Origin of the sequence: Pseudonocardia sp. McavD-2-B (genome assembly GCF_024124365.1) — a bacterium.
Taxonomy (GTDB): Bacteria; Actinomycetota; Actinomycetes; order Mycobacteriales; family Pseudonocardiaceae; genus Pseudonocardia; species Pseudonocardia alni.
On record NZ_JAMXSG010000048.1, the window covers coordinates 1 to 25,457 of the forward strand.

Below are 25,457 nucleotides of genomic sequence, written 5' to 3' on the forward strand. Positions count from 1 at the left end.
AGCACGGCCAGCGCGTCGGCCTGCCTGCCGGTGCGGTACAGCGCGACGGCCAGCAGCCCGACCGCGTCCTCGCGCAGCGGGTGCTCCCGCCAGCGCCGTCAGGGCCGGGACGACGGCGTCGGCCCGGCCCAGCCGCAGCCGTGCGCGGGCCCGCCGCTCGACCGCGACCTGACGCAGCTCGTCGAGGCGTTCGGCCTCGGCGCGCGCCCAGGCGGCGTCGGCGAACTCGGCGTAGGCGGGACCGTCCCACAGCGCCAGGGCCTCGCCGAGCAGGGCGTCGGCCCGGTCCGGTGCGGCCGCGGCGGCGCGGTCGAGGAGGTCGGTGAAGGCGCGCGCGTCGAGCCCGTCGGGGCCGAGTGCCAGCGCGTAGCCGGGTGGGCGGCTGACCAGCACCGTCGGGACCGCCCGCGGGGACCGGTCGGGTTCGAGCACCCGTCGCAGCCGGGAGACGTGGACCTGCAGCCCGCCGTGCGCCTGCGCGGGCGGGGCGCCCTGCCACAGGTCCTCCACCAGCGTGTCGACGGCGACGACCTCGCCGCCGGCCGCGGCGAGCCGGGCGAGCAGCTCGCGGCGGCGGCCGGAGCCGACCTCGACCGCCGCGCCGCCGGCCGTCACACGGAGCGGGCCGAGGACCCGGACCGTGACCTCCTGCACCCCGGCAATCTAGGACGCGGCGACGCCGGTGTCAGCCCTTCCGGGGTGATCGCCCGGAGGATCAGACCGGCAGCAGCGCCTGGACGACGTCGGTGAGCTGCGCGGCGGTACGGCACTCGTGCATCGGGAGCACCTCGCCGTAGCGGGTGGCGGCCGAGTCGCCGGAGCCCCAGCTGCGCTCGGGCTCGGGGTTGAGCCAGTGCGCGTGCCGGACCCGCCCGGCCATCATCGCCAGCGCCCGCAGGTTGGGGTCGCGGTAGTTGGTGCGGCCGTCGCCGAGCACCAGCAACGACGTCCTCGGGGTGAGCGCGTCGCCGTGGTGCTCCAGGAAGTCGCCGAACGCGCTGCCGTAGTCGGAGTGGCCGTCGAACGCGGTGAGCGTGGCCTCGCGCAGCACCCGCTGCATCACCCCGGACAGCTCCGCGCCGGGTTCGAACAGGTGCGTGACCTCGTCGGTGCGTTCGATGAACGCGAACACCCGCACCTTGGAGAACTGCTCGCGCAGCGCCTGGACCAGCAGCAACGTGAAGTGGCTGAACCCGGCGACGGACCCGGACACGTCGCACAGCAGCACCAGCTCGGGGCGGCCGGGACGGCGCACCTTGTGCGCCGGGTCCATCGGCACACCGCCGGTGGACATCGACCGGCGCAGCGTGCGCCGCAGGTCGAGCCGGCCGCGGTTCGAGCGGCGCCGCCGCGCCGACAGCCGCGACGCGAGCCGCCGGGCCAGCGGCTGCACGGTACGGCGCAGGTCGGCGAGCTGGGTGGCGTTCGCGGTGAGGAAGTCGACCTGGTCGGTCTGGGTGGGGGTGGTGGTGCGGGCGATCTGCTCGCGGCCCCGCTGCTCGGCGGTGCGGCGACGGACCTCCTCCCGGACGACGTCGCGGAACCGGGCGATGCGGTCGCGGATCTCGCGGCGGCGGACCTCGGACACGAAGTCGGTGTCGCCCTCCTCCCGCAGCCCGTCGAGGATCCGGGCGAGCAGCGTGTCCGGGGACAGCGCGCCCAGCGCCTGGTAGGCCGACCAGTTCGGCTTCGCCGTCTGCCCGCGGACGCCCTGCCCGGCCGCACCGGAGGTCCCGATCGCGTCGACGGCGGCGCGGGCGAGCTCGCGCAGGGTCTCCTCGTCGCCGTCGCGGAGCAGGTCGGCGAGGATCTCGCGCAGCGCGTCGACGTCGACCGGGCCGGTGCCCTCCCCGGACTCGTCGTTGATCCGCGGGACGTCGACGTCGGACGACCCGGCGCCCAGCGCGGGCGGGAACCACAGGTCGAACAGCGCGTCGAAGGTGCCGCGCTGCCCGGAGCGGCGCAGCAACGCCGCGGCGAGCCCCTCCCGCAGCTGGTCGCGGTGCAGCAGGTCCAGGGCGCCGAGCACGCGGGCCGCGTCGACGGTCTCCCCGGGGCCGACCGCGACGTGGTGGCGGCGCAGCGCGGAGACGAAGTCGACGAGGTGCCCGGGCAGGCCGTGCTCGGGGGCGAGCGCGGTGGCGGGCGGGATCGTCACCGGTCCATCATGCGTGACGCGGGCGTGATCAGCGAGGGTGGTCAGCCCACCGTCCCCAGGCTCCAGGCGTAGGTCGCGGTGGTCGCGCCGGGTCCGGGTACCGGGTGCGGACGGGGTCGACCCCGCCGGAGTCGTCGCCGAGCACGTACACCGGCGCTCCGGTCGAGCCGCCGAGCCACGACCGGAGCGCCGGGGTGCACCGCGGTCCCACACCGCGGGGGTCCTCCGCCTAGAAGGCGGGGTCGATCGGCACCGGCTGCGGGGTGAAGGGACGGTCGCCCTCGACCAGGCGCAGTGCTCCGCCGTGGCCGCCGGGGCCGTTGGCGTAGTCGAGGATCTTCCGCAGGTCGCTGATGCCGTTCGTGCCGGGAGCCGGAGCCAGGTTCAGCGTCGAGAGGACGCCGAGGGCGCGGCCGTCGGCGGTCAGGTAGCCCGAGCCGGAGTCACCGGGCACGCCGGGCGGGACGGTGACGACGGTGTGCGTCCAGCCGCCGCCCCCGGTACCGGTCGAGGTGCCGGTCTTCGGCTTCAGCGCGCGCACGCCCTGGCGCAGCGAGGAGTTGCCGTAGCCGTAGACGATCCCGCCGGTCGCGACGCCGTCGGCGGCCACCCCGGTCGGGCCGCCGTAGAACGGCACCGTGGGGCTCGTGCGAGCGGCGTCGTCCGGGCTGAGCTCGACCAGCGCGAAGTCGTTGAACCGGCAGGTCTCCGGGTCGGTCTCGCCCCGCTCCTGCATGCTCAGCCAGGAGGAGTACACGAGCCGGCCCGGTGCGGCGGCGCCCTCGACCTCGACCGGGGTGCCGAGCGGGAGCGACCCGGCCTCGCACCCGTCCACCTCGGTGGATCCGCCGGTGCCCGCGCAGTGCGCGGCCTGTCCCAGGTAGGTCGCGGACCCGTCGGTGAAGACGAAGTTCGCGGTGCACTGCGCGCCCTCGGGTCCGGTACGGGTCATGACCCCCGGGTGCACGCCGGCGTCCGGGGCGCCGTCCTGCGCCGACGCGGTGCCGGCGGTGGAGAGCCCGAGCGCGAGCACGGCGCCGGCGGCCAGTCCGGCGCGCAGCAGGCGGCGGGCGGTGCGGGGCAGTTCCGGGAGGGCGGTCATCGGTGGACCTCCGGTCGCTGGAGAGCGTGTAACCGGAACAACTCGCGCCACGCGTCCCGGTTACGCCCGGTGCCCCGATCGATCCGATCTTCACTCCATAGGGGTGCAGACCTTGACAGTCGATCAGCGGTGCGTGACTGGGCCGTTCAGTTCAGCCGCAGCTCGGCGGCGGCCTTGTCGGCGTCCGAGCGGTGCTTCAGCACGACACCGAGGGTGGCGCGGACGGCGTCGTCGTCGAGGGTGTCGAGGCCCAGGGCGAGCAGGGTGCGGCCCCAGTCGATCGTCTCGGCGACGCTGGGGGCCTTGCGCAGCTCCATCGCGCGCAGCACCCGCACGGTGCGCACCAGGGCGTCGGTGAGCTGCTCGGTCAGCTCCGGGACGCGGGTGAGCACGATCCGCCGCTCCAGGTCGGCGTCGGGGAAGTCCAGGTGCAGGAACAGACAGCGGCGCTTGAGCGCCTCGGACAGCTCACGGGTGGAGTTCGAGGTCAGCAGCACGAACGGGCGCCGGTTCGCGGTGACCGTGCCCAGCTCGGGGATGGAGACCTGGAAGTCGGACAGGACCTCCAGCAGCAGGCCCTCGACCTCGACGTCGGCCTTGTCGATCTCGTCGATCAGCAGCACGGTCGGGTCGGTGCGCCGGATCGCGGTGAGCAGCGGGCGCGGGAGCAGGAACTCCTCGGAGAACACGTCGTCGCGGGTGGCGTCCCAGTCCGCGCCGTCGTCACCGCGCTGACCGGCGGTGATCCGCAGCAGCTGCTTGGCGTGGTTCCACTCGTAGAGCGCGCGGGCCTCGTCGATGCCCTCGTAGCACTGCAGGCGGACCAGCCCGGACTCCGTCGCCGCGGCCACGGCCTTGGCCAGCTCGGTCTTACCGACGCCTGCGGGACCCTCGACGAGCAGCGGCTTGCCGAGCCGGTCCGCGAGGAACACCGTCGTCGCGACGGCGGTCGAGGCCAGGTAGCCGGCGTCGGCGAGCCGGGCGGTCACGTCCGCCACGGAGCCGAAGACCGGGCGGTGGGCGGGGCTGTCGGACGACACGCGATCATCCTGCACGCCCGGCCCGCCGCGCGTCGGACGGGTGGCCCGGCTCACACCCCGGCGGCCCGCGTCGGGTCGTTGTCGGGGGTCGGGTCCACCATGGGTGCCGTGACCACCGCATCGAGCACCGACCTGCGCGAGAGCGCCGAGACCGTCCTGCAGCAGCTGGCCGGCCCGCAGGCCCGGCTGCGCGAGGACCAGTGGAGGGCGATCGAGGCGCTCGTCGCCCAGCACCGCCGCGCGCTGGTCGTGCAGCGCACCGGCTGGGGCAAGTCCGCGGTCTACTTCGTGGCGACCGCGCTGCTGCGCGCTCAGGGCGCCGGGCCGACGGTGATCGTGTCGCCGCTGCTGGCGCTGATGCGCAACCAGATCGACGCCGCGATCCGCTCCGGGATCGTGGCGGTCACGGTGAACTCGGCGAACGCCGACGAGTGGGACGCGGTCTACGCCGACATCGCGAACGGCGACGTCGACGTGCTGCTCGTGTCCCCGGAGCGGCTCAACAACCCCGACTTCCGGGACCGGGTGCTGCCGGAGCTGGCGGCGAGCGCGGGGATGCTGGTGGTCGACGAGGCGCACTGCGTCTCCGACTGGGGCCACGACTTCCGCCCGGACTACCGGCGGCTGCGCACGCTGATCGCCGAGCTGCCGTCGGGGATCCCGGTGCTGGCGACCACGGCGACGGCGAACGACCGGGTCGTCACCGACGTGTCCGAGCAGCTCGGCATGGGGCGCGACCAGCAGGACACACTGGTGCTGCGCGGCTCGCTGGACCGCGAGTCGCTGCGCCTGGCGGTGGTCCGGCTCCCGAGCCCGGCGCGGCGGCTGGCCTGGCTCGCGGCCAGGCTCGACGAGATGCCCGGCGCCGGGATCGTGTACACGCTCACCGTCCAGGCGGCCGACGACGTCGCCGAGTTCCTGCGCGAGCGCGGTGTCGCCGTGCGCTCCTACTCCGGGCGCACCGACCCCGAGGACCGCCTGGCCGCCGAGTCCGACCTGATGGAGAACCGGGTGAAGGCCCTGGTCGCGACCTCCGCGCTGGGCATGGGCTTCGACAAGCCCGACCTCGGGTTCGTCGTGCACCTCGGCGCGCCCGCCTCGCCGGTCGCCTACTACCAGCAGATCGGCCGTGCCGGGCGTGCCTTGGACCGGGCCGAGGTGGTGCTGCTGCCCGGCCGCGAGGACCGCGACATCTGGGCCTATTTCGCGTCGCTGGCGTTCCCGCCCGAGCCGCTGGTCCGCCAGACCCTCGCCGTGCTGTCGGACCGGCCGCAGTCCACCGCCTCGATCGAGACCCGGGTCGACCTGTCCCGCACCCGGCTGGAGATGCTGCTCAAGGTCCTCGACGCCGACGGCGCTGCGAAGCGGGTCAAGGGCGGCTGGGTCGCGACCGGCCAGGAGTGGGTCTACGACACCGAGCGACACGAGCGCGTGAACTCCGCCCGACGGTCCGAGCAGCAGGCGATGCTCGACTACATCGCGACCACCGAGTGCCGGCTGGTGTTCCTGCGCCGCCAGCTCGACGACCCGGACCCGACGCCGTGCGGGCGCTGCGACACCTGCACCGGCACCGTCTGGTCCGACGAGGTGTCCGCCGACGGCGAGCAGGCCGCCGCCGAGCGCCTGACCCGGCCCGGGATCGAGGTCGCGCCGCGGAGGATGTGGCCGTCCGGGATGAAGGACATCGGGGTCCCGCTGTCCGGGAGGATCGGCGCGGGCGAGCAGGCCGCGTCCGGCCGGGCGATCGGACGGCTGTCCGACATCGGGTGGGGCACCCGGCTGCGCAAGCTCGTGACCGGCGGCGACGACCCGGTGCCGGCCGACGTGCTCGACGCGCTGGTCCGGGTGCTCGCCGGGTGGGGCTGGGAACAGCGCCCGGTGGGCGTGGTCGGGATCGGCTCACGCACCCGCCCGCACCAGCTCGACCACCTCGCCCGGCGGATCGCCGAGATCGGCAGGCTGCCGCTGCTCGGCACCCTGTCCCCCGCCGGCGAGCGCCCCGCGGCGACCGAGAACTCCGCCCAGCGCCTGGCCGCGGTGTGGGAGGGGCTCGACAGCGCGACCGTGCCGGACCTGTCCGGGGTGGACGGGCCAGTGCTGCTGGTCGACGACGTCGTCGACTCGGGCTGGACGATGACGGTCGCCGCGCGGGCGCTGCGGCGGGCCGGGGCTCCGGAGGTGCTGCCGCTCGTGCTGGCCGTCGCCGGGTGATCGGCGGCCGGCGCTTCCCCGGCCGGGCCGTCCCGGGCGGTGCCCCGTCCGCCGGAGGATGCGGCCACCGCGACGAACGACGTAGCCGGACCGGGTCAGCAGCGGCTCGCCCGGGCCGGAGACCGCTCCTAGGCTCGGCGCCGTCGCCGTTCCGCCGGAGGAGGAGCACCCATGAGCCGCTCCTTCGCCGACCCGGTTCCCGGCTCGCTGTTCGGCCGCCGGTTCGTCGTGGTGCCCGGGACCGTCGGCGACGACGACCTCCGTGCGCTGAGCGCCGAGGCCGCGGCGGACGGACGGATCTGCGGCCTCGTACCGGCGCGCCGCCCGGTGACCTCGGACGTCGCACAGCGCCTCGCGCGGCTGGCGGAGTCCCGGCACCTCGCATCACCGTTCGCCCCGACCGAGGTCGGCTGGGTGACCCGGCATGCCACGGAGCCCCGCCGGGAGCGGCGCTTCTACCTGGGCTGCACCGCGTGGGTGGTCCTCGCCGGAGGCGGGACGCTCACCGAGCACTCCGAGCGTGACCGGGCCGAGGTGCTGCACCGCAGCCGGATCGCGGTCGGCGACGTCGTCCTGCTGCGGGGGTGGAGCCCGCTCGGCGTCGCCGACCCGCGGCCCTACCTGCGGATCGCGCCCGACGGGCGGCCGGTGGCGCTGATGCGGGTGCGGCAGAACCTGGTCGGCTCGGCCCGCGAGTCGGCCTGGCTGCCGCTGCTCACCGCCGCGGAGATCGCCGAGGCCCGCACCCGCGCCGCCGCCTGCTGACCGGCTCGGCTCGGCTCGGCTCGGCTCGGCTCGGTACAGCGTCACCGAGATGCGGCTCAGCGGGGTCCCCGGCACCCCGGAGCCCGCTGAGCCGCATCTCGGCGCCCGGACACCGCGGCCGGACCGGCGGACGGGCGGCGGGAGCAGCGGGCGGTGTGGTCCGGAGTCAGCGGGCGGGAGCCGGGGTCAGGGTCGTGTCCAGCCAGGCGGCCGGGTCGAGGCCGGGCGGGAGCTGACCGATTCCGACGATCTCGTCGTAGGCGGCCTGCCAGCGCTGCGGCGAGATCCCCAGCAACGTGTCACCGGAGGTGTAGGCGTCCACGTAGGCGGCCAGCGCGGCCTTCGCCACGTCCGGATCGCCCAGCGCGGGGACCTCGTACTCGGAGTCGATCAGCCGCATCGTCTCGGCGAAGCCGTTGGCCTCGTCGTCGACGATGAACTGCATGGCCTCCTCGACGGCGGAGGCGTAGCGCTCCAGCCGGTCGCGGGTCTGCGGGTCGGCCATCTGCGCGGCGGAGGTGACGTACATCTGGGCGCCGGCGTCGATGTCCTGGTTCGGGTCGTAGACCACCGTCTCGGGGCGGGTGTGGTCGAGCAGCACGGAGGTGTCCAGCGACACGATGTAGGAGTCGACCCGGCCCGAGGTCAGGAGGTCGAACACGCCGGGGCTCAGCCCGACGACCTGACGCGACACCTCCTCCGGCGGCACCCCGGCGGACCCGGCCACCAGGTCCAGGGTGATCGAGCTGGTGCCGCCCTCCGACGGGGTCCCGACGAGCCGGCCGCGGAACTGCTCGGCCCGGGTGACCGGAGAGGCCTCGGTGGAGATCATCCGGATGGTGCCGGTGTGGATCGGCTCGCCGAACGCGAGCAGCGGTGCGTTGCGTTCACCGGCGGCGATCATCGTCTCGATGTCGCCGATCCGGGTCAGCTGCGCGCCGCCGGCGAGCACCGTCTGGATCGCCGGAGCGGAGCCCTGGGTGGCCTCGAACGTGACGTCCAGCCCGCGCGCCTCGAACAGTCCCCGGGTGTCGGCGATCATCTCCGGGGCGAACGACAGGCTCTCCATCGGCAGCACGTTGAGGAAGGTGACCGGCTCGCCGGCGTCACCCCCGTCGTTCCCGCCGCAGGCGGCCAGTACCGCACAGACGGCCAGTACCGCGGCGCAGGTCCGGCCCACGCGGCGGGCTCCCCGGACGCTCCTGGTGGATGTGGTGGTCATGGCTCACGTCTCCTCGCGTCGTTGCGATCCGTGGCGGTCCCGGGTTCCCCGGTTGCTCGTCGGCGGAGTCGGTACCGGCTGGTCGTGGGGAGGAAGGCGGCCAGCTCCGCCCGAACCCCGTCGGGTGCCTCCTCGGCGAGCAGGTGACCGGCGTCCAGTGCCCGCCCGGTCGCGGCCGGGGCCCAGACCCGCCAGTCGTCCAGCACCGCCGGTGCCCGCCCGAGCGGGCCGCGGCGCCCCCACAGGACGAGTGTCGGCGCGGTGATCGTGCGCCGGCCGCGGTCGGCCTCGTCGTCGGCGGCGTCGACGTCGAACCCGGCCCGGTAGTCCTGGCACATCCCGTGCACCACCTCCGGGCGCGCCCACGCCGACGCGTACGCGGCGAGCGCCGCCGGGTCGCAGACCTCCGCCAGACCCCGTCCGAGGATCGCGTCGGGCTCCGCGGCCACCAGCCGCTCCGCCAGGTCCGCCGGTTGCGACAGCAGGAACCAGTGGAACGCCCCCCGGGCGAACCCGGCGTCGGCGCGGGCCAGCACGTCGGCCGTCGGGAGGACGTCCAGCACCGCCAGCGCGCTCACCGCGCCGGGGTGGTCCAGCGCCATCCGGTAGGCGCAGCGGGCACCCCGGTCGTGCCCGACGACGGCGAACCGCTCGTGCCCGAGGGCCGCCATCACCGCCACCAGGTCGGCGGCCATCGTCCGCTTCCCCGACACCGCGACGGCGGCGCCCGCCGGGAGTGCGCTGTCGCCGTAGCCAGGCAGGTCCGCCAGCACCAGGGTGCGGCCGTCGAGCAGGCCGGGGGCCACCCGGTGCCACATCACCGACGTCTGCGGCCACCCGTGCAGCAGCAGCACCGGCGGGCCCTCCCCCGCCTGCCGGACCCGCACGGTCCCCCCGGACGGCGTCGGGACGTCCTGCGGGCTCCCCGGCAGCCCGATCCCGCTCACCCGAGCCGGTACCACGCGGCGGCCGTCCCGCCGCGCACCGCGGCCAGCTCGTCGCCGTCCAGCACGGCCGCGAGCCGGTCGGCACCGGGCCCGTGGTCGTGCGGGTGGTCCCCGGCGTGCATCAGCAGCTCGGGGCCGAGCAGGTCGACCGCCTCCCGGGCCTGCACCGGGTCGGACGGCAGGTGGATCGGCGCCGTGGTGAACCGGACGTGCTCACGGACGATCTCCGACGGCGGCCGGTCCACCCAGGGCACCTCGCGCCAGACGCCCTTCCAGTCCTTGTCGAACCGCCACAGCAGCGTCGGGAGCCAGGTCGAGCCGCACTCGGCGACGGTGACCCGGAGTCCGGGGAGCTCGGCGAACACGCCCTCGGTCACCAGGCTCACCAGCTGCCCCTGCGCGACGACGTTCCCGTTGGCCAGGTAGTCCTCCAGGTAGCTGTGGGTCATCCCGCTCGACGACGGCGCCTGCCCTGCACGCCCCCACGCGTGCAGGGTGACGACGAGACCGTGCTCCGCGGCGGCACGCAGCACCGGCCGGTTCCCGACGTTGCCCCAGCGGGTGTCGTTGCGGACCGGCAGCAGTGCGGTGACGACCTCCGGCCGGTCGCCGATCCGGTGGATCTCGGCGACCGCGGCGTCGACGTCGAGGGTCGGCACGACCATCGCCACCCGCAGCCGCGGGTCGTGGGCCTGCCACCGTTCCAGGAGCCAGTCGTTGAGCGCCCGGCAGAGCGCCGCCTCGTAGTACGGGTTGCGGTTGGTCTGGAAGGTGCTGGTGCAGGTCAGGATCGCGAGGTCCGTGCCGTCCGGGGAGAGCACGCGCTCCCCCAGCTCGCCGACCTCGGACAGCGGCCGGCCACCCGGGCCGATGCCGGGCGGGTATGCGCCGCCCTGGGTCGGCGACAGCGACACCCCGCCGTCGGCGGTGTAGTCGCGCCAGTAGGGGTCCATGTGCGCGACCACGTCGGACAGTGTCGACGGGGCACAGTGGACGTCGGTGTCGACCACCACCCCCACCACCGGGGCGCTCACGACACCACCCGCTCGGGCAGGCCGTAGAGCCGGCAGGCGTTCGATCCCATGATCGGCTCACGCAGGTCGGCCGGGAACAGCCGGGGCGCCGCCGTCGGCGAGTCGAAGTCCCAGTGCGGGTAGTCCGAGGCGAACATGATCCGCTCGCCCAGGCCGAGATGCCGGATCACCGTGGCCAGGTCCGCCGGGTCGCGCGGCTCCTCGATCGGCTGCGTGGTGAACCACAGGTGCTCACGCAGGATCTCCGACGGCGGCCGGTCCAGGTGCGGGACGTCCTCCCGCAGCGCCGCCCACCCGTCGTCCAGCGACCAGATCAACGGCGCCGCCCAGGCCAGCCCGCCCTCCACACAGACCACCTGCAGCTCGGGGAACTCGGTGAGCACGCCCTCGCAGAGCAGGCTGGTGACCAGCGCGCCCATCATGTTGCCGTTCCAGACGTGCTCCTCGAGGTAGAACGACGGCCAGCCCGCGCCGCGGTGCTGCTCCAGCCCGCCGGTGTGCGCGGCGATCGGCAACCCGGCCTCGGCGGCGGCCGCGTAGATCGGCCAGTACCGGCGCCTGCCGAACCCGGACTCGCCACCGGTGGCCAGCAGTACCTGGCAGAACCGCGGGTCGCCCGAGCGCCTGCGGATCTCCGCCGCGGCCAGCTCCGGGGACTCCAGCGACACCGCGATCGACGACCGCAGCCGCGGCTCGCGGTCGAGCCAGCACTCGGCGACCCAGTCGTTGAGGGCCCGGCACAGCGACGCGGCGAACTCCGGGGTCTCGGCGCCCCAGCTGTGCGACTGCAGCGGGATGAGCACGCCGTGGTCGATGTCGAACTCGTCGAGCAGCTGGTCGCGGACGAGCTGCAGGTCGCTGCCCGGGAAGGCGCCCTCCGGCCAGGCGTCCAGCCGGTAGCCGGAGTTGCGCACCCGCGGGTAGACGTCCGGCGGGGCGGGGACGCGGCTGCCGAACAGCTCGTAGCGGCGCCGGGCGGCCGGGTCCAGGCGCGGCATCAGCTCGCCGGGCGGGCAGGCCGGGTGGATGTCGGTGTCGACGATCGTGAAGCCGGTACGCCGGCGGGCCGGCGCCGCGGGCGCCTCGGGTGCGGTGGTCACGAACTCTCCCCCTGGCTCGGAACGGTGCGGGCGGGCCGCGGCGTGGTGTCGACGACGACGTGGTCGCCCGAGCCGAACCGCTCCACCGTCACGTCGAAGGTCTCGGCGACGAACGGGCCGGGCCTGCGCTCCCCGGGCGCGGGCTCCGCAGTGGACACGTCGGCGGGCTCGACACTCACCTCGTAGCTCCGGGCCGGCGGCTCCCCCGGGCCGAGGAACGACTGCCCGGTGGCCAGGTCGTACTCCCAGCCGTGCCAGGGGCACGCGATCAGGGCGTGCTCGTCGTCGCGCTCGTACCGTCCGGGTGTGCTCGACCGGACCCACGCCTGCGTGCGGCCCTGACACAACGGTCCGCCCAGGTGGGGGCAGTGGTTGTTGAGCGCGTAGAACCGGTCACCGACCCGGAAGACCCCGATGGAGCGCCGTCCACGGGTCACGATCCTTCGTTCGCCGGGCGGGAAGTCGTCCACCCGGGCCACCACGATCCGCATGCTCCCGACGCTATGTCGCAGGTCACCCCGGACGGAAAGAGGAAGTTCGGATGCGGATCATCCACCGCGTCTATGGACCGGGGCGCAACGAGCGCGAGGCGGTGTCCAGCATCGCGCGCAGCCAGGTGTGCGCGGCGTCGTCGGAGCGCAGCCGGTGCCACCAGAAGATCTCCACGATCGGCGGCGGGTCCCCCGGGCAGGGAAGGATCCGCAGGTCGGGACGGTCGGCGAAACCGGCGGCGAGCCGACCCTGCATGACCGCGACCCGATCGGTCCCGGCGACGAACCACGGGGTGGCCGCGTAGCTGTCGACCCGGACCGCCACCCGCGGCCGGGTGCCGAGCATCGCGAGCAGGGGCGCGAGCGGGGAGCTCGCCGGGTACTGCGGGTCGGGCTGGTTCGGGATCACCCACGGCAGACGTTCGAGGTCGGCCAGCTCGATCCGGTCCCGCACCGGGTTCTCCGCGTCGACGACGCACACCCAGCGGTCCCGGAACAGCTCCTGGCCGCACAGCTCGTCGACCTTGAACTCGGCCTTCGGCGCGGAGATGATCCCGTCCAGCGTGCGCAGCGTCTCCGGCAGGTCGCCGGGCAGCCTGCCCTTCACGACCGGGACGTGCAGCCGTACCCCGGGTGCGGCCTCGTGCACCACGCGCGACAACGACTCGCCCATCGCCGCCAGGACGTAGTCGGTGGTCATCACCGTGAACTCGTGCTCGGAGATCTCCGGCCGGAACGGCTCCTCCGGCGCGAACAACCGCTCCAGACCGAGGCAGAGCGGCTCGACCTGGAGGGCGAGCCGGCGCCCCAGCGGGGACAGCACGTAGCGGCCGCGGGTGCGTTCGAGCAGGTCGTCGTCGAAGTGCCTGCGCAGCCGGGCGAGCGCGGCGCTCGCCGCGGGCTGGGTCACCCCGACCCGCTCGGCCGCCCGGGTGACGTTCTGCTCGCGCAACAGCTCGCGCAGGATCACCAGCAGGTTCAGGTCGACGTTGGCCAGCGCGGCCGTCGCGGAACGGGGCACCTCAGGTCTCCTGCTCGTCCAGGCCCGCGACCGGGAGCACGGTCCGGACCGTCCAACCGCCGTCCGGGCGCGGGCCCGCCGAGCAGGCGCCGCCCCACCGTTCGGCCCGCTCACGCATCGACACCAGCCCCAGGCCGCCGGACAGCCCGGCCGGCGGATCCGCGGGCCGGGTCCCGGACCCGTCGTCGGCGACCTCGACCACCAGGTCGCCGTCGCTGCGTTCGATCCGCACCCGCACCGTGCCCGCCCCGGCGTGCTTGACGGCGTTGTGCAGGGCCTCCCGGACGGTCCGGTAGAGGTCGTCGGCGACGCCCGGACCCAGCCGCGGGTCCACCGGGGCGACGACGTCCACCCGCAGGCCCGTCCGGGACTGCACCTCGGAGGCGTGCGTGCGGACCGCCTCCACCAGGTCACCGCCACGCGGGGCGGCCGGGTGCATCTCGCGCACCAGCAGCCGCAGGTCGTCCAGCGCGTCGGCGGACATCGCGGACAGCTCGGTCGCCGCGCCGAGTACGCGGGCCGGGTCCGGGTCGGAGCGGTCCAGCCGGCCCTGCAGCGCCGAGACCTGCATGCGTATCGAGAACAGCTGCTGCACCACCGAGTCGTGCAGGTCCCGGGCCAGCCTGCGGCGCTCCGCCGTGCGGGCGTCGGACCGGGACCGGGCCACCAGCCGGGCGGTGTCCACGGCGACGGCGGCGTGCGCGGCCATCGCCTCCAGGAACGCCAGCGAGGACGGGTCCGGCGCCTCGTCCGGCTCGTAGTAGGCGTTGATCACGCCGACGGTGGTGCCGCGGACGACCATCGGCATCGCGACGAACCCGTCCCAGTCCGGCCGGTCCATGATCTCGTGCAGCGGCTCCCACGCCGGGTCCGCCATGATCGCCGCCCGCCGGTGCGGGACGACGACCGCCTCGCCCCGCGCGTACGCCTCCAGGAACCGGATGTCCGCGCCGCCCTCCCGGCAGGCCCGCAGCCGCCGGACGAAGTCCGGTGCCGCGCCGAACCCGGCCATCCCGAGCACCTGCAGGTCGGCCGCCGGGTCGTCGACCGCCAGGATCTGGGCGGCCGCGATGTGCGCGGTGCCGATGATCTCGCGGGCGATGGCGTCCAGCGTGCCGGCCAGCGACCCCGCCTCGGCGACCCCCGCGGCGGCCCGGACGATCGCGGTCAGCCGCTCCTGCCGGGCCAGCCGGTCGGTGACGTCGCTGAACCACACGGCCAGGCCGCCGGTGCCGTCCGGGGCGGCCCGGTACCGGAGCTCGCGGGCCGACCCGTCGGCCCCGGTCCAGCGCACCGTCCGCGTCCCGGACGGGCCCACCGGGGCGGGGACGAACGGCGCCCGGACGCCCAGGAGCTCGTCGGCCGGGCGGCCGAGCAGCCGGAGGGCGGCCGGGTTCAGCGAACGGAACCGGCCGTCGGAGTCGAGCAGGACCAGGCCGTCCGCACACACCGCGACGAGCGCGGCCGCTCCCGGCTCGTCCCGGTCGGGGACGGTCGTCACATCGGTGTGCACCGCACCATCATGCGGTCACTCGGCGCCCGGTTCGAGCGTTTCGCCGGGGTAGCCGATCTCGATCCGCTCCTCGGGGACGCCCAGCGCCGAGTGCAGGACGGCACGCATCATGTCCTTCGGGACGAGACAGTCCGCGCAGGCGTCCGGTCCGGCGCTGATCCGGACCTGCAGCCGGTCGCCGGACTCGGTCACCTCCATCGCGTAGTCGTCGGCCTCCAGACCGGCGCGCAGTCCGTCCAGGGCGGCGTGGTCGATCGTCATGTGCGGGTCCCCTCGTCGTCGGTGCGTCCGGGTGGGTCGAGCGGGAAGTGGCAGGCGGCCCGGTGCCCCGGCGCCAGTTCGACCAGCACCGGTTCCTCCTCGGCGCAGCGCGCCTGCGCACGCGGGCAACGGGTGCGGTAGCGGCAGCCGCTGGGCGGGTCCAGCGGCGACGGCGGCTCGCCGGGGGGCGCCGTGGGCCGCCGCACCCGTCCGGTCGCCGGGTCCAGGCCGGGGATCGAGTCGAGCAGCGCCGAGGTGTAGGGGTGCCGGGGCGCGCGGTAGAGCGCGGTCGCGGGGCCGATCTCGGCGAGCTGCCCGAGGTGCATCACCGCGACCCGGTCGCTGACCTGTTTGACCAGCGCGAGGTCGTGCGCGATGAACAGGTAGGACAGGCCGAGCTCGGAGCGCAGGCGTTCGAACAGGTTGAGCACCTGTGCCTGGATCAGCACGTCCAGTGAGGACACCGCCTCGTCGCAGATGAGCAGCGCCGGGTCCAGCGCGATCGCCCGGGCGATCGCGACCCGCTGGCACTGCCCGCCGGACAGCTCGTGCGGTCGCCGCCGCCCGTACAGCGACGGGTCCAGCCCGACCATGTCCAGCAGCTCGTCGACGCGGCGGGCACGCGAGGCGGCGGTGCCCTCCCGGTAGCCGACCAGTGGCTCGGCGACCAGCTCGGCGACCCGCCAGTGCGGGTTCAGCGAGCCGAACGGATCCTGGTAGACCATCTGCAGCGACCGTCGCGCCCGCACCAGGTCCCGCCGCCGCAGCCCCATCAGGTCGACGCCCTGGAACTCGATCTCGCCCGACTGCGGCCGCGGCGCCTGGATCAGCGACCGGGCCAGCGTGGACTTGCCGGAACCGGTCTCGCCGACGACCCCGAGCGTCTCCCCCGGGTGGACCTCCAGGGACACGTTGGAGACGGCGTGCACCACGCCGCCCTTCCCCCCGCCCGCGGCCCGGACCGGGAACTCCTGGACGACGTCGCGGGCGGCCAGCAGCGGGGCGACCGGAGCGGTCCGCGGTCCGGTCCCCCGGTGGTCGGTGACGGTCATCGCCGATCCTCCTCGGGTTCGGCGCCCCGGCCCGGTGCGGGATGCCAGCATGCCCAGTGGTGACCGGGTTCGTGTTCGGTCAGTGGGGGCTCGGTCAGGCACAGGTCGTCGGCCGAGGCGCACCGTGGGCGGAACGGGCAGCCCTCGGGCAGCGCCCGCAGGTCGGGCGGCTGGCCGGGGATCACCGGCAGCAGGCTGTGCGACGGCCGGTCGAGCAGCGGGATCGCGCCCAGCAGTGCCGCGGTGTACGGCATCCGGACGGCACCGAACAGGGTCGGCGCGGGCGCGTACTCGACGGCCCGGCCCGCGTACATGACCAGTACGTCGTCGGCGTAGCTGGCGGCCAGCCCGAGGTCGTGGCTGATCATGACGACGGCGGTGCCGAGCCGCTGCTGCAGTTCGGCCAGCAGCTCCATGATCTGGGCCTGGGTGGTCACGTCGAGCGCGGTCGTCGCCTCGTCGGCGATCAGCAGCCGGGGCTGCCCGGCCAGCGCGATCGCGATCATGACCCGCTGCCGCATCCCGCCGGAGAGCTGGTGCGGGTACTCGAAGAAGCGCCGCTCCGGTGCCGGCAGCCGGACCAGCGTGAGCAGCTCGACGGCACGCTCCCGCGCCGACCGGGCGTCGACGTCGGCGTGCACCCGGACGGCCTCGGTGATCTGGTTGCCGATCCGCATCGTCGGGTTGAGCGAGCGGGCCGGGTCCTGGAAGACCATGGCGATGTCCGAGCCGCGCCGCCTGCGCATCTCGCGCTCCGGCATGCCGATCAGCTCGGTGCCGTCGAACGTCGCCGAGCCGGTGACCCGGGCGGAGCCGGGCAGCAGCCCGAGCAGGGCCCGCGAGCTCACGCTCTTGCCGGACCCGGACTCGCCGATCACCGCCAGGGTCCGTCCGGGGGCGACGCTGTAGGACAGCCCGTTGACCGCGTGCACGGGAACGCCCTCGCGGGTGAACCGGACCCGCAGGTCCCGCACCACGAGCAACGGGTCTCCGACCGGCGCCGGGTCGGTACGGGCCGGTGCGGTGTCGGTGCCGGAGATCGTCATCGGCCGCTCCATCGTGCGCGCAGGGTCTCGCCGAGCAGGTTGAAGGTCAGGACGGTCACGAAGAGCACCAGGCACGGCCAGACGACCAGCATCGGCGTCGCGGACAGGCTCTGCTGGCCCTGGGCGATCATGTTCCCCCAGCTCGGAGCGGGTGGCGGGATGCCGAGCCCGAGGAACGACAGCGCCCCCTCGATCACCATCACGATGCCCATGCCGAGCATCCCGAAGGTGATCAGCTGGGGTGCGATGTTGGGCGCGACGTGACGCAGCAGCGTCCGGTGGCCCGGCGTCCCGCACAGGTCGGCCGCGGCCATGAACGGTTGCTCCCGCAGCCGCAGGGTGGCGGCCCTGGCGATCCGGGCGAACGCCGGCACGCTGAAGAACGCCAGCGCGAGGACGGTGTTCGTCCGGCTCGGTCCGAGGCTCTGGGCCACCGCCAGGGTCAGCACCAGTGACGGGAACGCGATCAGCACGTCCAGCACCCGCATGATGACGGTGTCGACGATCCCGCCGAGGAAGCCCGACACCGCGCCGAGGGTGCCGCCCACGAGCAGCCCGAGCAGGTTCACCGACACCGCGACGATCAGCGACGAGCGCCCGCCGTGCAGCACCCGGGACAGGATGTCGTTGCCGTTCGGGTCGGTGCCGAGCAGGTGCCCCGGTGAGAGCGCCGGGAGGTAGCTCGACAGCACGCTCCCGCCGACCGGCGGCGGCAGCGGCAGCACCACCGGCCCGGCGAAGCAGGCCGCGGTGATCAGGGCGAGCAGCCCGCCCGGCAGGACGACCGCCGGGCTCCGGAGCAGGCCACGCCTGCCCGGCGGCGCGGCGGGGACGACGGCGGTGACGGGCTCAGCGACTGCCATAGCGGATCCTCGGGTCGAGCACGGCGTAGAGCAGGTCGGCGAGCAGGTTGGCCAGTACCGCGATCACGGCGAACACGACGACGCAGGCCTGCACCACCACGAAGTCCCGGGTGTTGATCGCCTGCAGGAGCAGCTGCCCGAGGCCGGGCAGCGCGAAGATCTGCTCGATGATCACGGTCGCGCCGATGAGCGTCCCCAGGTTCAGCCCGACCACGGTGATCAGCCCGAACGACGAGTTCCGGAACGCGTGCCGCACCAGTACCCGCCACGGCCCGACGCCCTTGGCGCGGGCGGTGGTGATGTAGTCCTCGCTCTGCAGCTGGTCCACCAGGTCGCCGCGCAGGAACCGGGTGTAGAAGCAGAACAGCGGGAACGCGATCGCCACCGCGGGCAGCGCCAGCGAGTGCAGGTTGCCGGTCACGCTCTCCGAGAGCGGTACGAAGCCGATCGCCGGGAAGAGCGAGAACTGCACCGCGAACAGCAGCACCAGCAGCAGGGCCAGCACGTAGTTCGCCACCGACAGCCCGGTGATGCTGACGAGCATGCTGAGCCGGTCGAACAGGCGGTTCGGCCGGTAGGCCGCCAGCAGCGCGACCGGGATCGCCAGTCCGAGCGACAGGACGAAGGCCATCCCCACCAGCTGCCCGGTGACGGCCAGTCGCTCCGCGAGCACCGGGGTGACCGGCTGGCCGCTGACCACCGAGTTGCCGAGGTCCCCGGTCACGGCACCGCCGAGCCACTGCAGGTAGCGCACGGGTCCGGACCGGTCGAGCCCGAGCCGCTGTTCCAGCGCGGCGATCTGCTCGGCGGTCGCCTCCGGTCCGAGCAGCTGCTGCGCCGCCCCGCCCGGGATCAGGCTGAGCACCCAGAAGGTCAGGACGCTGGCCCCGAGCACGATGGGGACCGCCATCAGCGTCCGCTTGCCGACCATCCGCAGTGCCGGTGACCCGCGCAGCGCCGCGAGTCGCGCGGAGCGGTCGCGGACCGGTACGCCCGCGGTCACTGCTGCGACTCCCGCCAGACCTCGTCCCAGTGCACCCCGGTGTTGACGACGATCGGCGGGATCCGGCTGGTCAGGCCCGGTCCGTACACCCCCGGGACCGCGAGGTTGGCCGGAGCGAAGGCGAGACCGAACGGGCCGTAGTGGTTCTCGGCGATCAGGCCGCCCGCCCGGTCGTAGAGCTCCTGACGCTGCGCGGGATCGACCGAGGCGGCGGCCTGGTCGAACAGTGCGTCCAGCTCGGGGTCGGCGACCCCGGAGAACGGGCTGTCCGAGTCGAACCGGAAGTTGACGCCGACCCCGGCGGCCGGGTCCCACGATCCGGCGGTCTGCAGCATCGCCTGCCAGCCGCCGCCGTTGAACTCCTGGACCAGTGTGGACAGCTCGTAGGTCTCGGTCCGGACGGTGATGCCCGCCTCCTGCCACTGCGTCTGCAGCGCGGTCAGGACCTGCTCGGCCACGTAGGAACCGAGTGTCCCGAGGTCGACCTCCAGCCCGCCGAGCTCCGCCACGAGCTGCCGCGCCCGCTCCGGGTCGTGGCCGGTGTAGCCGGGGGTGTTCTCGGTGTGGAACAGCCCGCCCGGACCGGTGAAGCTCTGGCTGACCGGGTACCGGCCGCGGAACAGGCCCTGCCCGATCGCGTCGAAGTCGGTGGCGGCGTAGATCGCCTCCCGGGCCCGCGGGTCGTCGAACGGCGCGGCCCGGGTGTTGAGCTGGACGACGTAGGGCGACGTCGCGGGCTGCACCGTCACGGCGAGCCGCCCCTGGGACTGCGCCTGCTCCAGCAGCGGCGTCGTGGTCAGGCCCTCGTAGGCCTGCGCCTGCCCGGCCAGCAGCGCCTGGTAGGCGGGCTGGTCGCCGCCGATCGACTGGAAGGTCAGCCGGTCCAGGTAGGGCAGACCCTCCTTGAAGTAGTCCGGGTTGCGTGCCAGCACCAGCTCGGAGCTGAGCTGGTTGGACACCACGGTGAAGGGCCCGGCGCCGACCGGCTCGATCGCGAAGGCGTCCTCGCCCTTCGCCGCGAGCGCGGTGGGCGAGGCGATCCAGTTCACGTTCGTCACCGGCATCGCGTTGATCACCGCGGCGTAGGGCCGGGTGAACTGCAGGACGACGGTCCGCGGCCCGTCGGTGGTGATCCCGCCGTCGGCGAGCGGCCAGTTCGGCGAACAGGTGCAGGGTGAGTCGACGGCGCGGCGGAAGTTGACGGCGACCGCCTCGGCGTCGAACGCCGTGCCGTCGGTGAACCGGAGCCCCTCGCGCAGCGTGATCCGGACCGTCCGGCCCCCGTTCTCGACGGAGCTGCTCTCCGCCTGGTGCGGCTCCACCCGGGCGTTCGTGCCGTCGTCGTCGGCGACGAGCCGGAACAGCCCGCCGTAGATCGCGCTCATCTGCGGCACGTTCGCACCGCCGGTGGTGTTGGTGGCCGGGTCCAGACCGGTCGGCCAGCCACCGGCGAACGAGCCGTCCTCCAGGACGGTCAGCTCACCGCCCCGCTGGGGCGGACCGGTCGGCTCCGCGGGAGCGCCGCCCGCGTTCGTGGCCGCCCCACCTCCGCAGCCGGCCACGACCATGGCCGCGGCCAGCAGCAGGGCCGGCAGGTGCATCCGTCGTCTCACGGGGCACTCCCGTTCGGTTCGGGACCGGCCGGCCCGCGCGGCGGCGGGCGTCCGGTCGGTGGTGGGCCCCGGGGACCGGCGGTCGAGGGCAGCCGGGGAACGTGATCGGGCTCACTGTGATGTCGACCAGCGTCGGACAGCCCCACCGTCGCGGTGGAGGGCGCTTCCACCCGGCGGAAGACAACTTGGCGCCCTCCCCGGCCCGACCGCGACGAATGACGTAGGCCCTCTGTCCCATCCGACCCGTTCGTCCGTGCTGCCCTTGTGACGCAGCGTGTGACCTGCGAACACTGACCGGGCGCCGGCTCCGGCCGCCGCACGACGTGGACGCTGGACGAGGGGGTCGGGCGTGGTGGAACCCTGCGGTACGACGGGCACGGGGGCCGGTCGATGACGGTCACGGCGGAGCACGGCCCCGGGTGGGCCCACGAACCGGATCCCGGCCGGCGGGTCACGGCCGCGGGCCGGATGCTCGCGGTGCTCGACGCCTTCGGACCCCGGCACCGGTCGCTCACGCTCAGCGACATCGCGCGGCGCGCCGGGCTCAGCCTGTCGACCGCGCACCGGCTGGTGCACGAGCTCGTGGCCTGGGGTGCGCTGGAGCGCGACGCCGAGGGCCGCTACTCGGTCGGGCTGCGGCTGCTGGAGCTGTCGGCGCTGGCACCGCGCGGTCTCGGCCTGCGCGAGGCCGCCCACCCGCACCTCGAGGACCTCCACCGGGCCACCCGCGGCAACGTGCAGCTGGGGGTGCGGGACGGCACCGGCGTGGTCTACGTGGAGGCGATCCGCGCCCGTGTGCGCAACCCGGTGAACAGCCGGGTCGGGGACCGCTGGCCGATGCACGCCACCGGCACCGGTCTGGTGCTGCTCGCGCACGCCGAACCGGAGTTCCAGGAACAGGTGCTCAGCTCGCCGCTGGAACGCTTCAGCCCGATGACGGTGATCGACCCGGACGTGCTGCGACGCACCCTGGCCTCCATCCGGCAGACCGGGGTGGCGGTGGCGCGCGGGCAGATCACGGTCCCCGACATGGTGGTCGCGGTGCCGGTGCTCGACGCCGGCGGACGGGTCGCCGCGGCCGTCAGCGTGGTCGTGGAGGCGACCGAGGCGCGGACCCGTGAGCTCGCGGGGGTGCTGACCCAGGCGTCCCGGGCGATCTCCCGGACCCTGGGACCACGCCCGGTCACCGGCCTCTGAGCCGTCCGGCACACGCCGCTCCCCCGGGCACCGGGCCCGGGGGAGCGAGCGTGCGGCGGGACCGGGGTCAGGCCGGCGGTTCGACCCCGAGCCAGCGGAAGGTGTTGTGCCACAGGATGTCGTCCAGCTCGGCCGCGGACAGGTCCAGCGACCGCAGGGTCCGGCCGCAGGGCTCCTCGCGCGGCATCGCCGGGAAGTCCGAGCCCGCCAGCAGCCGGTCGTGGCCGAGCAGGTCGACGAGGTAGCGCAGGGCGCGGTGGTCGAAGACCGTCGTGTCGTAGTAGAAGCGCCGGGCGAGCTCGGACGGGGACGGGCCGTCGTCGTGCGCGAACGCGCGCTCGGGCACCGCGGGCTCCTCGTTCCAGGTGCCGCTCCAGAAGTACTGCGCCCGTGGCAGGACGAGCGGGAACCCGCCGGCCGCGTGGCTGAACGACAGCCGCAGGTCCGGGCACCCGGCCGCGGTCCCACCGGTGACCATCGACGCGGCGGCGGTCGCGCCCTGCAGGCCGACCACGTGGGTGCCCATCGCCGAGGCCGGGAGCTGGTCGGTCGGGACGGGCATCGCGTGCACGAACACCGGCAGCCCGAGCCGCTCCGCCTCGGCGAAGAACGGCCGGAACCGCTCGTCCCCGATCGGCCTGCCGAGCACCCCGGAGGCGATCTCGACACCGTGCAGGCCGGCGTCGCGGATCTGCTTCAGCTCCGCGGTCGCGGTGTCCGGGTCCTGCATCGGGACGATGCCGAAGCCGTAGAGCCTGCCCGGTGCGGCCGCGCTCAGCGTCGCGGTGAACTCGTTGACGTGCCGGGCCAGCGACAGCCCGTCGGCGACCGGGAGGTCGTAGCGCAGCAGCGGCGGCATCGGGGTGATCACCTCGGCGTCCACACCGGACGCGTCCTGGGCCTCGATCCGCCGTTCGGCGTCGAAGAACGCGGCCTTCGCGGTGAACCGCACCGACCCGAACACCAGCAGCCGGGCGTCGGTGCCGTCGATCGCCTCCATCCGCGGGAAGCACCCGGGGCCGTCGTCGGGGTAGTCGTGGGGCAGCAGGTGGGCGTGTGCGTCGATCAGCACGGCGACTCCTCAGCGCAGGTGGGGATGGACCGACACGTGCACCGCGCGCTCGCCGGGCTCGTCCCCGCCGAGGGTCCGCAGCGCCAGCGCGGTGTCGTCGAGCCCGAAGGTGTGGGTGTGCAGCTTCTCCAGCGGGAAGCGGCCGGACTCGATGATCGCGATGGCCTCGGCGTAGCCGCGGGCGTCGACGCCGAAGGCACCGCGCACGGTCAGCGCCCGGTTGATGATCAGGTCGGTGTTCAGCGGGTTCTCCCGGCCGCCCTTGAGCCCGGCGAGCACGACGGTGCCGCCGTGCTTCGCGGCGCGCAGCGCCTGGGTGAGCGGGGCGGCGGCCATCGGGGTCAGCTCCAGGACGACGTCGGCCCCGGCCCCGCCGGTCAGGTCGAGCACCGTCTCGACCGGGTCCTCGGCGCCGGGCCCGTCGACGACGACGGTGTGGTCGGCGCCGAACTCCCTGGCCAGCTCCAGCTTGTGCACGTCGGACTCGAGTCCGGTGACGACGATCGTCCCGGCCCCGGCCGCACGGGCGGCGATCACCGAGGCGATCCCGCGCTGGCCCGCGCCCAGCACCAGCACGGTGTCGCCGAGCCCGACGCCGCCCAGGTGCACCGCCCACCGGACGCCGGCGCCGAGCGGGTTGAACATCACCGCCAGCTCCGCGGGCAGGTCCCGGTCGACCTTGTGCAGCACCGCGTTCGGGGCCAGGTAGAGGTGCTCGGCCATGCCGCCCCACAGCGACGGCGCGACGTCGGTCCCGGTCACGCCGTGTGCGTTCCCGCGGTGGCGGCAGGACTGGTAGCGGCCGGTGAGACAGTCGTGGCAGGCCCGGCACGGCACGATGACCTCGAGGGCGACCCGGTCACCCGGCTCGACGCCCCACCGGGCGGCCGCACGCTCGCCGACCTCCTCGACGATCCCGAGCGGCTCGTGCCCGGGGATCACCGGCCTGCCGGTCCCCATCCGCATGTGGCCGCGGAACATCTCGACGTCGCTGCCGCAGATCCCGTTCGCCTCGACCCGCAGCAGCCCGTCGTCGGCACCGATCGCCGGGCGCGGGAACTCGCGCAGCTCGATCGTTCCGGGTGCGGTCTGCACGGCCGCGCGTACCTGGTCGCTCATGGCGTGTCTCCTGCGTGGTCGGCGGGTCGGGGCAGCGGGAACGGGCTGAGCCCGCCGCCGTCGAGGACGAGGGTCTGGGCGGTGACGTAGCCGGCGTCGTCGGCGGCGAGGTAGGCGACCGCCGCCGCGACGTCGTCGGGCCGCCCGGCCCGCCCGACCGCGATGGACCGCCCGCGGGCGGCGACCGCCGCGACGGCGGCCTCGTCGTCCAGCGCCGGATCGAGCACCGCCCGGCTGGTCGCGAGCAGGCCGGGACAGATCGCGTTGACCGTGATCCCCCACCCGGCGACGTCCATCGCGAGCGCGCGGGTCAGCCCGACCACCCCGGCCTTGGACGCCGAGTAGGCGGCCGAGCGCGGGGCCGCGGACAGCCCGGCCATCGAGGAGATGTTGACGATGCGGCCGTAGCGCTGCCCGCGCATCACCGGCACCGCCTCCCGGCACATCAGGAAGGTGCCGGTCAGGTTGGTGTGCAGCAGCTCCTGCCACACCTGCAGCGAGGTCTCGCCGATGTCGGCCCGGTCGGCGCCCTGCGGCGCGGCGGCGTTGTTGACCAGGACGTCGAGCCTGCCGAACTCGTCGACGGCGGTGCCCACCATGCGGGCGGCGTCCTCGGGCCGGCCGATGTCACCGAGCACGGAGACCGCCCGGGCCCCGGTGCCGGTGAGCTCTCGGGTCAGCGTCGTGAGCCCGTCGTGCGTCCCGGTCCCGGACTGCGCCGCCTGCCGGGCGTTGGGCACGCCGCCGGGCACCCGGTCGGTGACGACGACGGCGTACCCGGCCGCGGCGAGCCGGCGGGCGATCCCCTGGCCGGCGCCGTCCGGCTTGCCGCAGCCGGTGACCAGCGCGACCCGGGCGCTCACCGGGCACCTCCGTCGCCCGGGGCGGCTCCCGCGGTCCCGGCACCGACGGACCACCGCGCGTCGTCGGCCCCGGCCACCGAGCGGACCGGCGGCCCGGGCGGGAACCGGTGCGGCGGCCCGCCCTCCACCGCGAGGGTGTGCCCGGAGATCCAGCGGGCGTGCGCAACGAGCAGGAACGCCACCGCGGCGGCCACGTCCCAGGCCGTGCCCTCGGTCTTCAGCGCGGTCGAGTCCCGGCGCGCACCGCGCAGGTCCTCGCTCATGTTCGCGGCGGCGAACGACCCCCAGATCGCGCCGACCTGCACGCAGTTGACCCGGATGCCCTGCGGCCCCAGCGTCGTCGCGGCGCCCTCGGTGAGGTTCTCCAGCCCCGCCTTGGCGACGCAGTAGACCATCCCGGGCCCGCGCATCCGGACCCCGACCGAGGACACGTTCACGATCGACGAGCCGGGCGGCAGCAGCGGGACGGCGTGCCGGGTGACCTGCCAGGCCGAGGTGAGGTTGATCCGGAGCAGCTCGTCGAACCGCTCCGGGGTGACGTCGAACAGCCCGGCCCGGTCCCCGGCGGCGACGTTGTTCACCAGGCCGTCGAGGCCGCCGAGCAGGCCGGCCGCCCGGGCGACGGCGGCACCGCAGGCCGGGTCGGCCGTGACGTCGGCGACGACCGGGACGGCCCGTCCGCCGTCGGCGGTGATCCGCTCGACGGTGCGGCCCGCGGCGGCCGGGTTCCGGTCGAGCACCGCGACCCGGGCGCCCTGGGCCGC

Annotated in this window: 23 protein-coding genes and 1 pseudogene; 3 read left to right on the forward strand and 21 right to left on the reverse strand. The window is 74.7% G+C overall.

The genetic code is table 11. The features are described 5' to 3' along the window. The 4 genes and pseudogenes from NH602_RS31855 to NH602_RS09445 form a co-directional block, all read right to left on the reverse strand. Nucleotides 1-654: pseudogene (locus NH602_RS31855) on the reverse strand (BTAD domain-containing putative transcriptional regulator); the annotation flags it as partial. Nucleotides 655-715: 61 nt separating this feature from the next. Further along, entirely contained in the window at nt 716-2,158 is a 1,443-nt protein-coding gene (locus tag NH602_RS09435) for a VWA domain-containing protein (protein ID WP_253067610.1), read from the reverse strand. A 229-nt stretch (nt 2,159-2,387) separates the two neighbouring features. After that, nucleotides 2,388-3,260, reverse strand: a complete 873-nt coding sequence (locus NH602_RS09440; protein WP_083659065.1) for a serine protease — start codon at nt 3,258-3,260, stop codon at nt 2,388-2,390. A 146-nt stretch (nt 3,261-3,406) separates the two neighbouring features. Next, nucleotides 3,407-4,300 (reverse strand): MoxR family ATPase, encoded by an 894-nt coding sequence (locus NH602_RS09445; protein WP_062401366.1) that lies wholly within the window; start codon nt 4,298-4,300, stop codon nt 3,407-3,409. Between the two features lie 99 nt (nt 4,301-4,399). Here NH602_RS09445 and NH602_RS09450 point away from each other — a divergent pair, with 99 nt between their 5' ends. Together NH602_RS09450 and NH602_RS09455 are read left to right on the forward strand one after the other, a co-directional pair. Then, nucleotides 4,400-6,511, forward strand: coding sequence for an ATP-dependent DNA helicase RecQ (locus NH602_RS09450; protein WP_253067611.1), 2,112 nt, complete (start codon nt 4,400-4,402; stop codon nt 6,509-6,511). 171 nt (nt 6,512-6,682) lie between these two features. Then, nucleotides 6,683-7,276, forward strand: a complete 594-nt coding sequence (locus tag NH602_RS09455; protein ID WP_073578044.1) for a hypothetical protein — start codon at nt 6,683-6,685, stop codon at nt 7,274-7,276. A 166-nt stretch (nt 7,277-7,442) separates the two neighbouring features. On the opposite strand, the gene NH602_RS09460 is transcribed toward NH602_RS09455, so the two are convergent. The 13 genes from NH602_RS09460 to NH602_RS09520 form a co-directional block, all read right to left on the reverse strand. Beyond that, nucleotides 7,443-8,498, reverse strand: a complete 1,056-nt coding sequence (locus NH602_RS09460; protein ID WP_083659066.1) for an ABC transporter substrate-binding protein — start codon at nt 8,496-8,498, stop codon at nt 7,443-7,445. Continuing rightward, entirely contained in the window at nt 8,495-9,445 is a 951-nt protein-coding gene (locus tag NH602_RS09465; RefSeq protein WP_253067612.1) for an alpha/beta fold hydrolase, read from the reverse strand. Before NH602_RS09465 ends, NH602_RS09460 begins: the two co-directional genes overlap by 4 nt. Next, entirely contained in the window at nt 9,442-10,479 is a 1,038-nt protein-coding gene (locus NH602_RS09470; protein WP_253067613.1) for an amidohydrolase family protein, read from the reverse strand. Before NH602_RS09470 ends, NH602_RS09465 begins: the two co-directional genes overlap by 4 nt. Beyond that, on the reverse strand, nt 10,476-11,579 hold the full coding sequence (locus NH602_RS09475; RefSeq protein WP_073578048.1) for an amidohydrolase family protein: 1,104 nt from the start codon (nt 11,577-11,579) through the stop codon (nt 10,476-10,478). Before NH602_RS09475 ends, NH602_RS09470 begins: the two co-directional genes overlap by 4 nt. Beyond that, the gene (locus NH602_RS09480; RefSeq protein WP_179760618.1) at nt 11,576-12,070 is read right to left on the reverse strand and encodes a Rieske (2Fe-2S) protein; all 495 of its coding nucleotides are present in this window, start codon (nt 12,068-12,070) and stop codon (nt 11,576-11,578) included. Before NH602_RS09480 ends, NH602_RS09475 begins: the two co-directional genes overlap by 4 nt. Before the next feature lie 70 nt (nt 12,071-12,140). Further along, nucleotides 12,141-13,091 (reverse strand): LysR family transcriptional regulator, encoded by a 951-nt coding sequence (locus NH602_RS09485; RefSeq protein WP_073578050.1) that lies wholly within the window; start codon nt 13,089-13,091, stop codon nt 12,141-12,143. 1 nt (nt 13,092) lies between these two features. Next, entirely contained in the window at nt 13,093-14,604 is a 1,512-nt protein-coding gene (locus NH602_RS31860) for a sensor histidine kinase (protein ID WP_179760619.1), read from the reverse strand. A 15-nt stretch (nt 14,605-14,619) separates the two neighbouring features. After that, the gene (locus NH602_RS09495; protein ID WP_253067614.1) at nt 14,620-14,865 is read right to left on the reverse strand and encodes a hypothetical protein; all 246 of its coding nucleotides are present in this window, start codon (nt 14,863-14,865) and stop codon (nt 14,620-14,622) included. Continuing rightward, the gene (locus NH602_RS09500; RefSeq protein ID WP_253067615.1) at nt 14,862-15,917 is read right to left on the reverse strand and encodes an ABC transporter ATP-binding protein; all 1,056 of its coding nucleotides are present in this window, start codon (nt 15,915-15,917) and stop codon (nt 14,862-14,864) included. Before NH602_RS09500 ends, NH602_RS09495 begins: the two co-directional genes overlap by 4 nt. After that, nucleotides 15,914-16,963, reverse strand: coding sequence for an ABC transporter ATP-binding protein (locus tag NH602_RS09505; RefSeq protein ID WP_251784705.1), 1,050 nt, complete (start codon nt 16,961-16,963; stop codon nt 15,914-15,916). The genes NH602_RS09500 and NH602_RS09505 overlap by 4 nt, the downstream gene beginning before the upstream one ends. Beyond that, entirely contained in the window at nt 16,960-17,826 is an 867-nt protein-coding gene (locus tag NH602_RS09510) for an ABC transporter permease (RefSeq protein ID WP_253067616.1), read from the reverse strand. Before NH602_RS09510 ends, NH602_RS09505 begins: the two co-directional genes overlap by 4 nt. Beyond that, the gene (locus NH602_RS09515; protein WP_253067617.1) at nt 17,813-18,829 is read right to left on the reverse strand and encodes an ABC transporter permease; all 1,017 of its coding nucleotides are present in this window, start codon (nt 18,827-18,829) and stop codon (nt 17,813-17,815) included. The genes NH602_RS09510 and NH602_RS09515 overlap by 14 nt, the downstream gene beginning before the upstream one ends. After that, nucleotides 18,826-20,442 (reverse strand): ABC transporter substrate-binding protein, encoded by a 1,617-nt coding sequence (locus NH602_RS09520; protein WP_251784707.1) that lies wholly within the window; start codon nt 20,440-20,442, stop codon nt 18,826-18,828. The genes NH602_RS09515 and NH602_RS09520 overlap by 4 nt, the downstream gene beginning before the upstream one ends. Before the next feature lie 390 nt (nt 20,443-20,832). Here NH602_RS09520 and NH602_RS09525 point away from each other — a divergent pair, with 390 nt between their 5' ends. Then, nucleotides 20,833-21,639: an IclR family transcriptional regulator gene (locus NH602_RS09525; protein WP_253067618.1), complete on the forward strand. Its 807-nt coding sequence runs from the start codon at nt 20,833-20,835 to the stop codon at nt 21,637-21,639. A 67-nt stretch (nt 21,640-21,706) separates the two neighbouring features. On the opposite strand, the gene NH602_RS09530 is transcribed toward NH602_RS09525, so the two are convergent. The 4 genes from NH602_RS09530 to NH602_RS09545 all read right to left on the reverse strand — a co-directional run. Beyond that, nucleotides 21,707-22,711: an amidohydrolase family protein gene (locus NH602_RS09530; protein WP_251784709.1), complete on the reverse strand. Its 1,005-nt coding sequence runs from the start codon at nt 22,709-22,711 to the stop codon at nt 21,707-21,709. A gap of 9 nt (nt 22,712-22,720) precedes the next feature. Continuing rightward, nucleotides 22,721-23,830 carry a zinc-binding dehydrogenase gene (locus tag NH602_RS09535; RefSeq protein WP_179760626.1) on the reverse strand — a complete coding sequence of 370 codons (1,110 nt, stop codon included), beginning with the start codon at nt 23,828-23,830 and terminating at the stop codon, nt 22,721-22,723. Next, nucleotides 23,827-24,693: an SDR family NAD(P)-dependent oxidoreductase gene (locus NH602_RS09540; protein WP_253067619.1), complete on the reverse strand. Its 867-nt coding sequence runs from the start codon at nt 24,691-24,693 to the stop codon at nt 23,827-23,829. The genes NH602_RS09535 and NH602_RS09540 overlap by 4 nt, the downstream gene beginning before the upstream one ends. After that, the coding region (locus tag NH602_RS09545) for an SDR family NAD(P)-dependent oxidoreductase (RefSeq protein ID WP_253067620.1) at nt 24,690-25,457 on the reverse strand (768 nt) is incomplete at its 5' end. The genes NH602_RS09545 and NH602_RS09540, both read right to left, overlap by 4 nt.

Excerpts from the sequence above, each read along its gene's own strand:
- NH602_RS09440 (WP_083659065.1), bottom strand. The coding sequence starts at position 3,260 with ATGACCGCCCTCCCGGAACTGCCCCGCACCGCCCGCCGCCTGCTGCGC.
- NH602_RS09450 (WP_253067611.1), top strand. The coding sequence starts at position 4,400 with ATGGGTGCCGTGACCACCGCATCGAGCACCGACCTGCGCGAGAGCGCC.
- NH602_RS09455 (WP_073578044.1), top strand. The coding sequence starts at position 6,683 with ATGAGCCGCTCCTTCGCCGACCCGGTTCCCGGCTCGCTGTTCGGCCGC.
- NH602_RS09460 (WP_083659066.1), bottom strand. The coding sequence starts at position 8,498 with ATGACCACCACATCCACCAGGAGCGTCCGGGGAGCCCGCCGCGTGGGC.
- NH602_RS09480 (WP_179760618.1), bottom strand. The coding sequence starts at position 12,070 with ATGCGGATCGTGGTGGCCCGGGTGGACGACTTCCCGCCCGGCGAACGA.
- NH602_RS09495 (WP_253067614.1), bottom strand. The coding sequence starts at position 14,865 with ATGACGATCGACCACGCCGCCCTGGACGGACTGCGCGCCGGTCTGGAG.
- NH602_RS09500 (WP_253067615.1), bottom strand. The coding sequence starts at position 15,917 with ATGACCGTCACCGACCACCGGGGGACCGGACCGCGGACCGCTCCGGTC.
- NH602_RS09505 (WP_251784705.1), bottom strand. The coding sequence starts at position 16,963 with ATGACGATCTCCGGCACCGACACCGCACCGGCCCGTACCGACCCGGCG.
- NH602_RS09510 (WP_253067616.1), bottom strand. The coding sequence starts at position 17,826 with ATGGCAGTCGCTGAGCCCGTCACCGCCGTCGTCCCCGCCGCGCCGCCG.
- NH602_RS09525 (WP_253067618.1), top strand. The coding sequence starts at position 20,833 with ATGACGGTCACGGCGGAGCACGGCCCCGGGTGGGCCCACGAACCGGAT.
- NH602_RS09535 (WP_179760626.1), bottom strand. The coding sequence starts at position 23,830 with ATGAGCGACCAGGTACGCGCGGCCGTGCAGACCGCACCCGGAACGATC.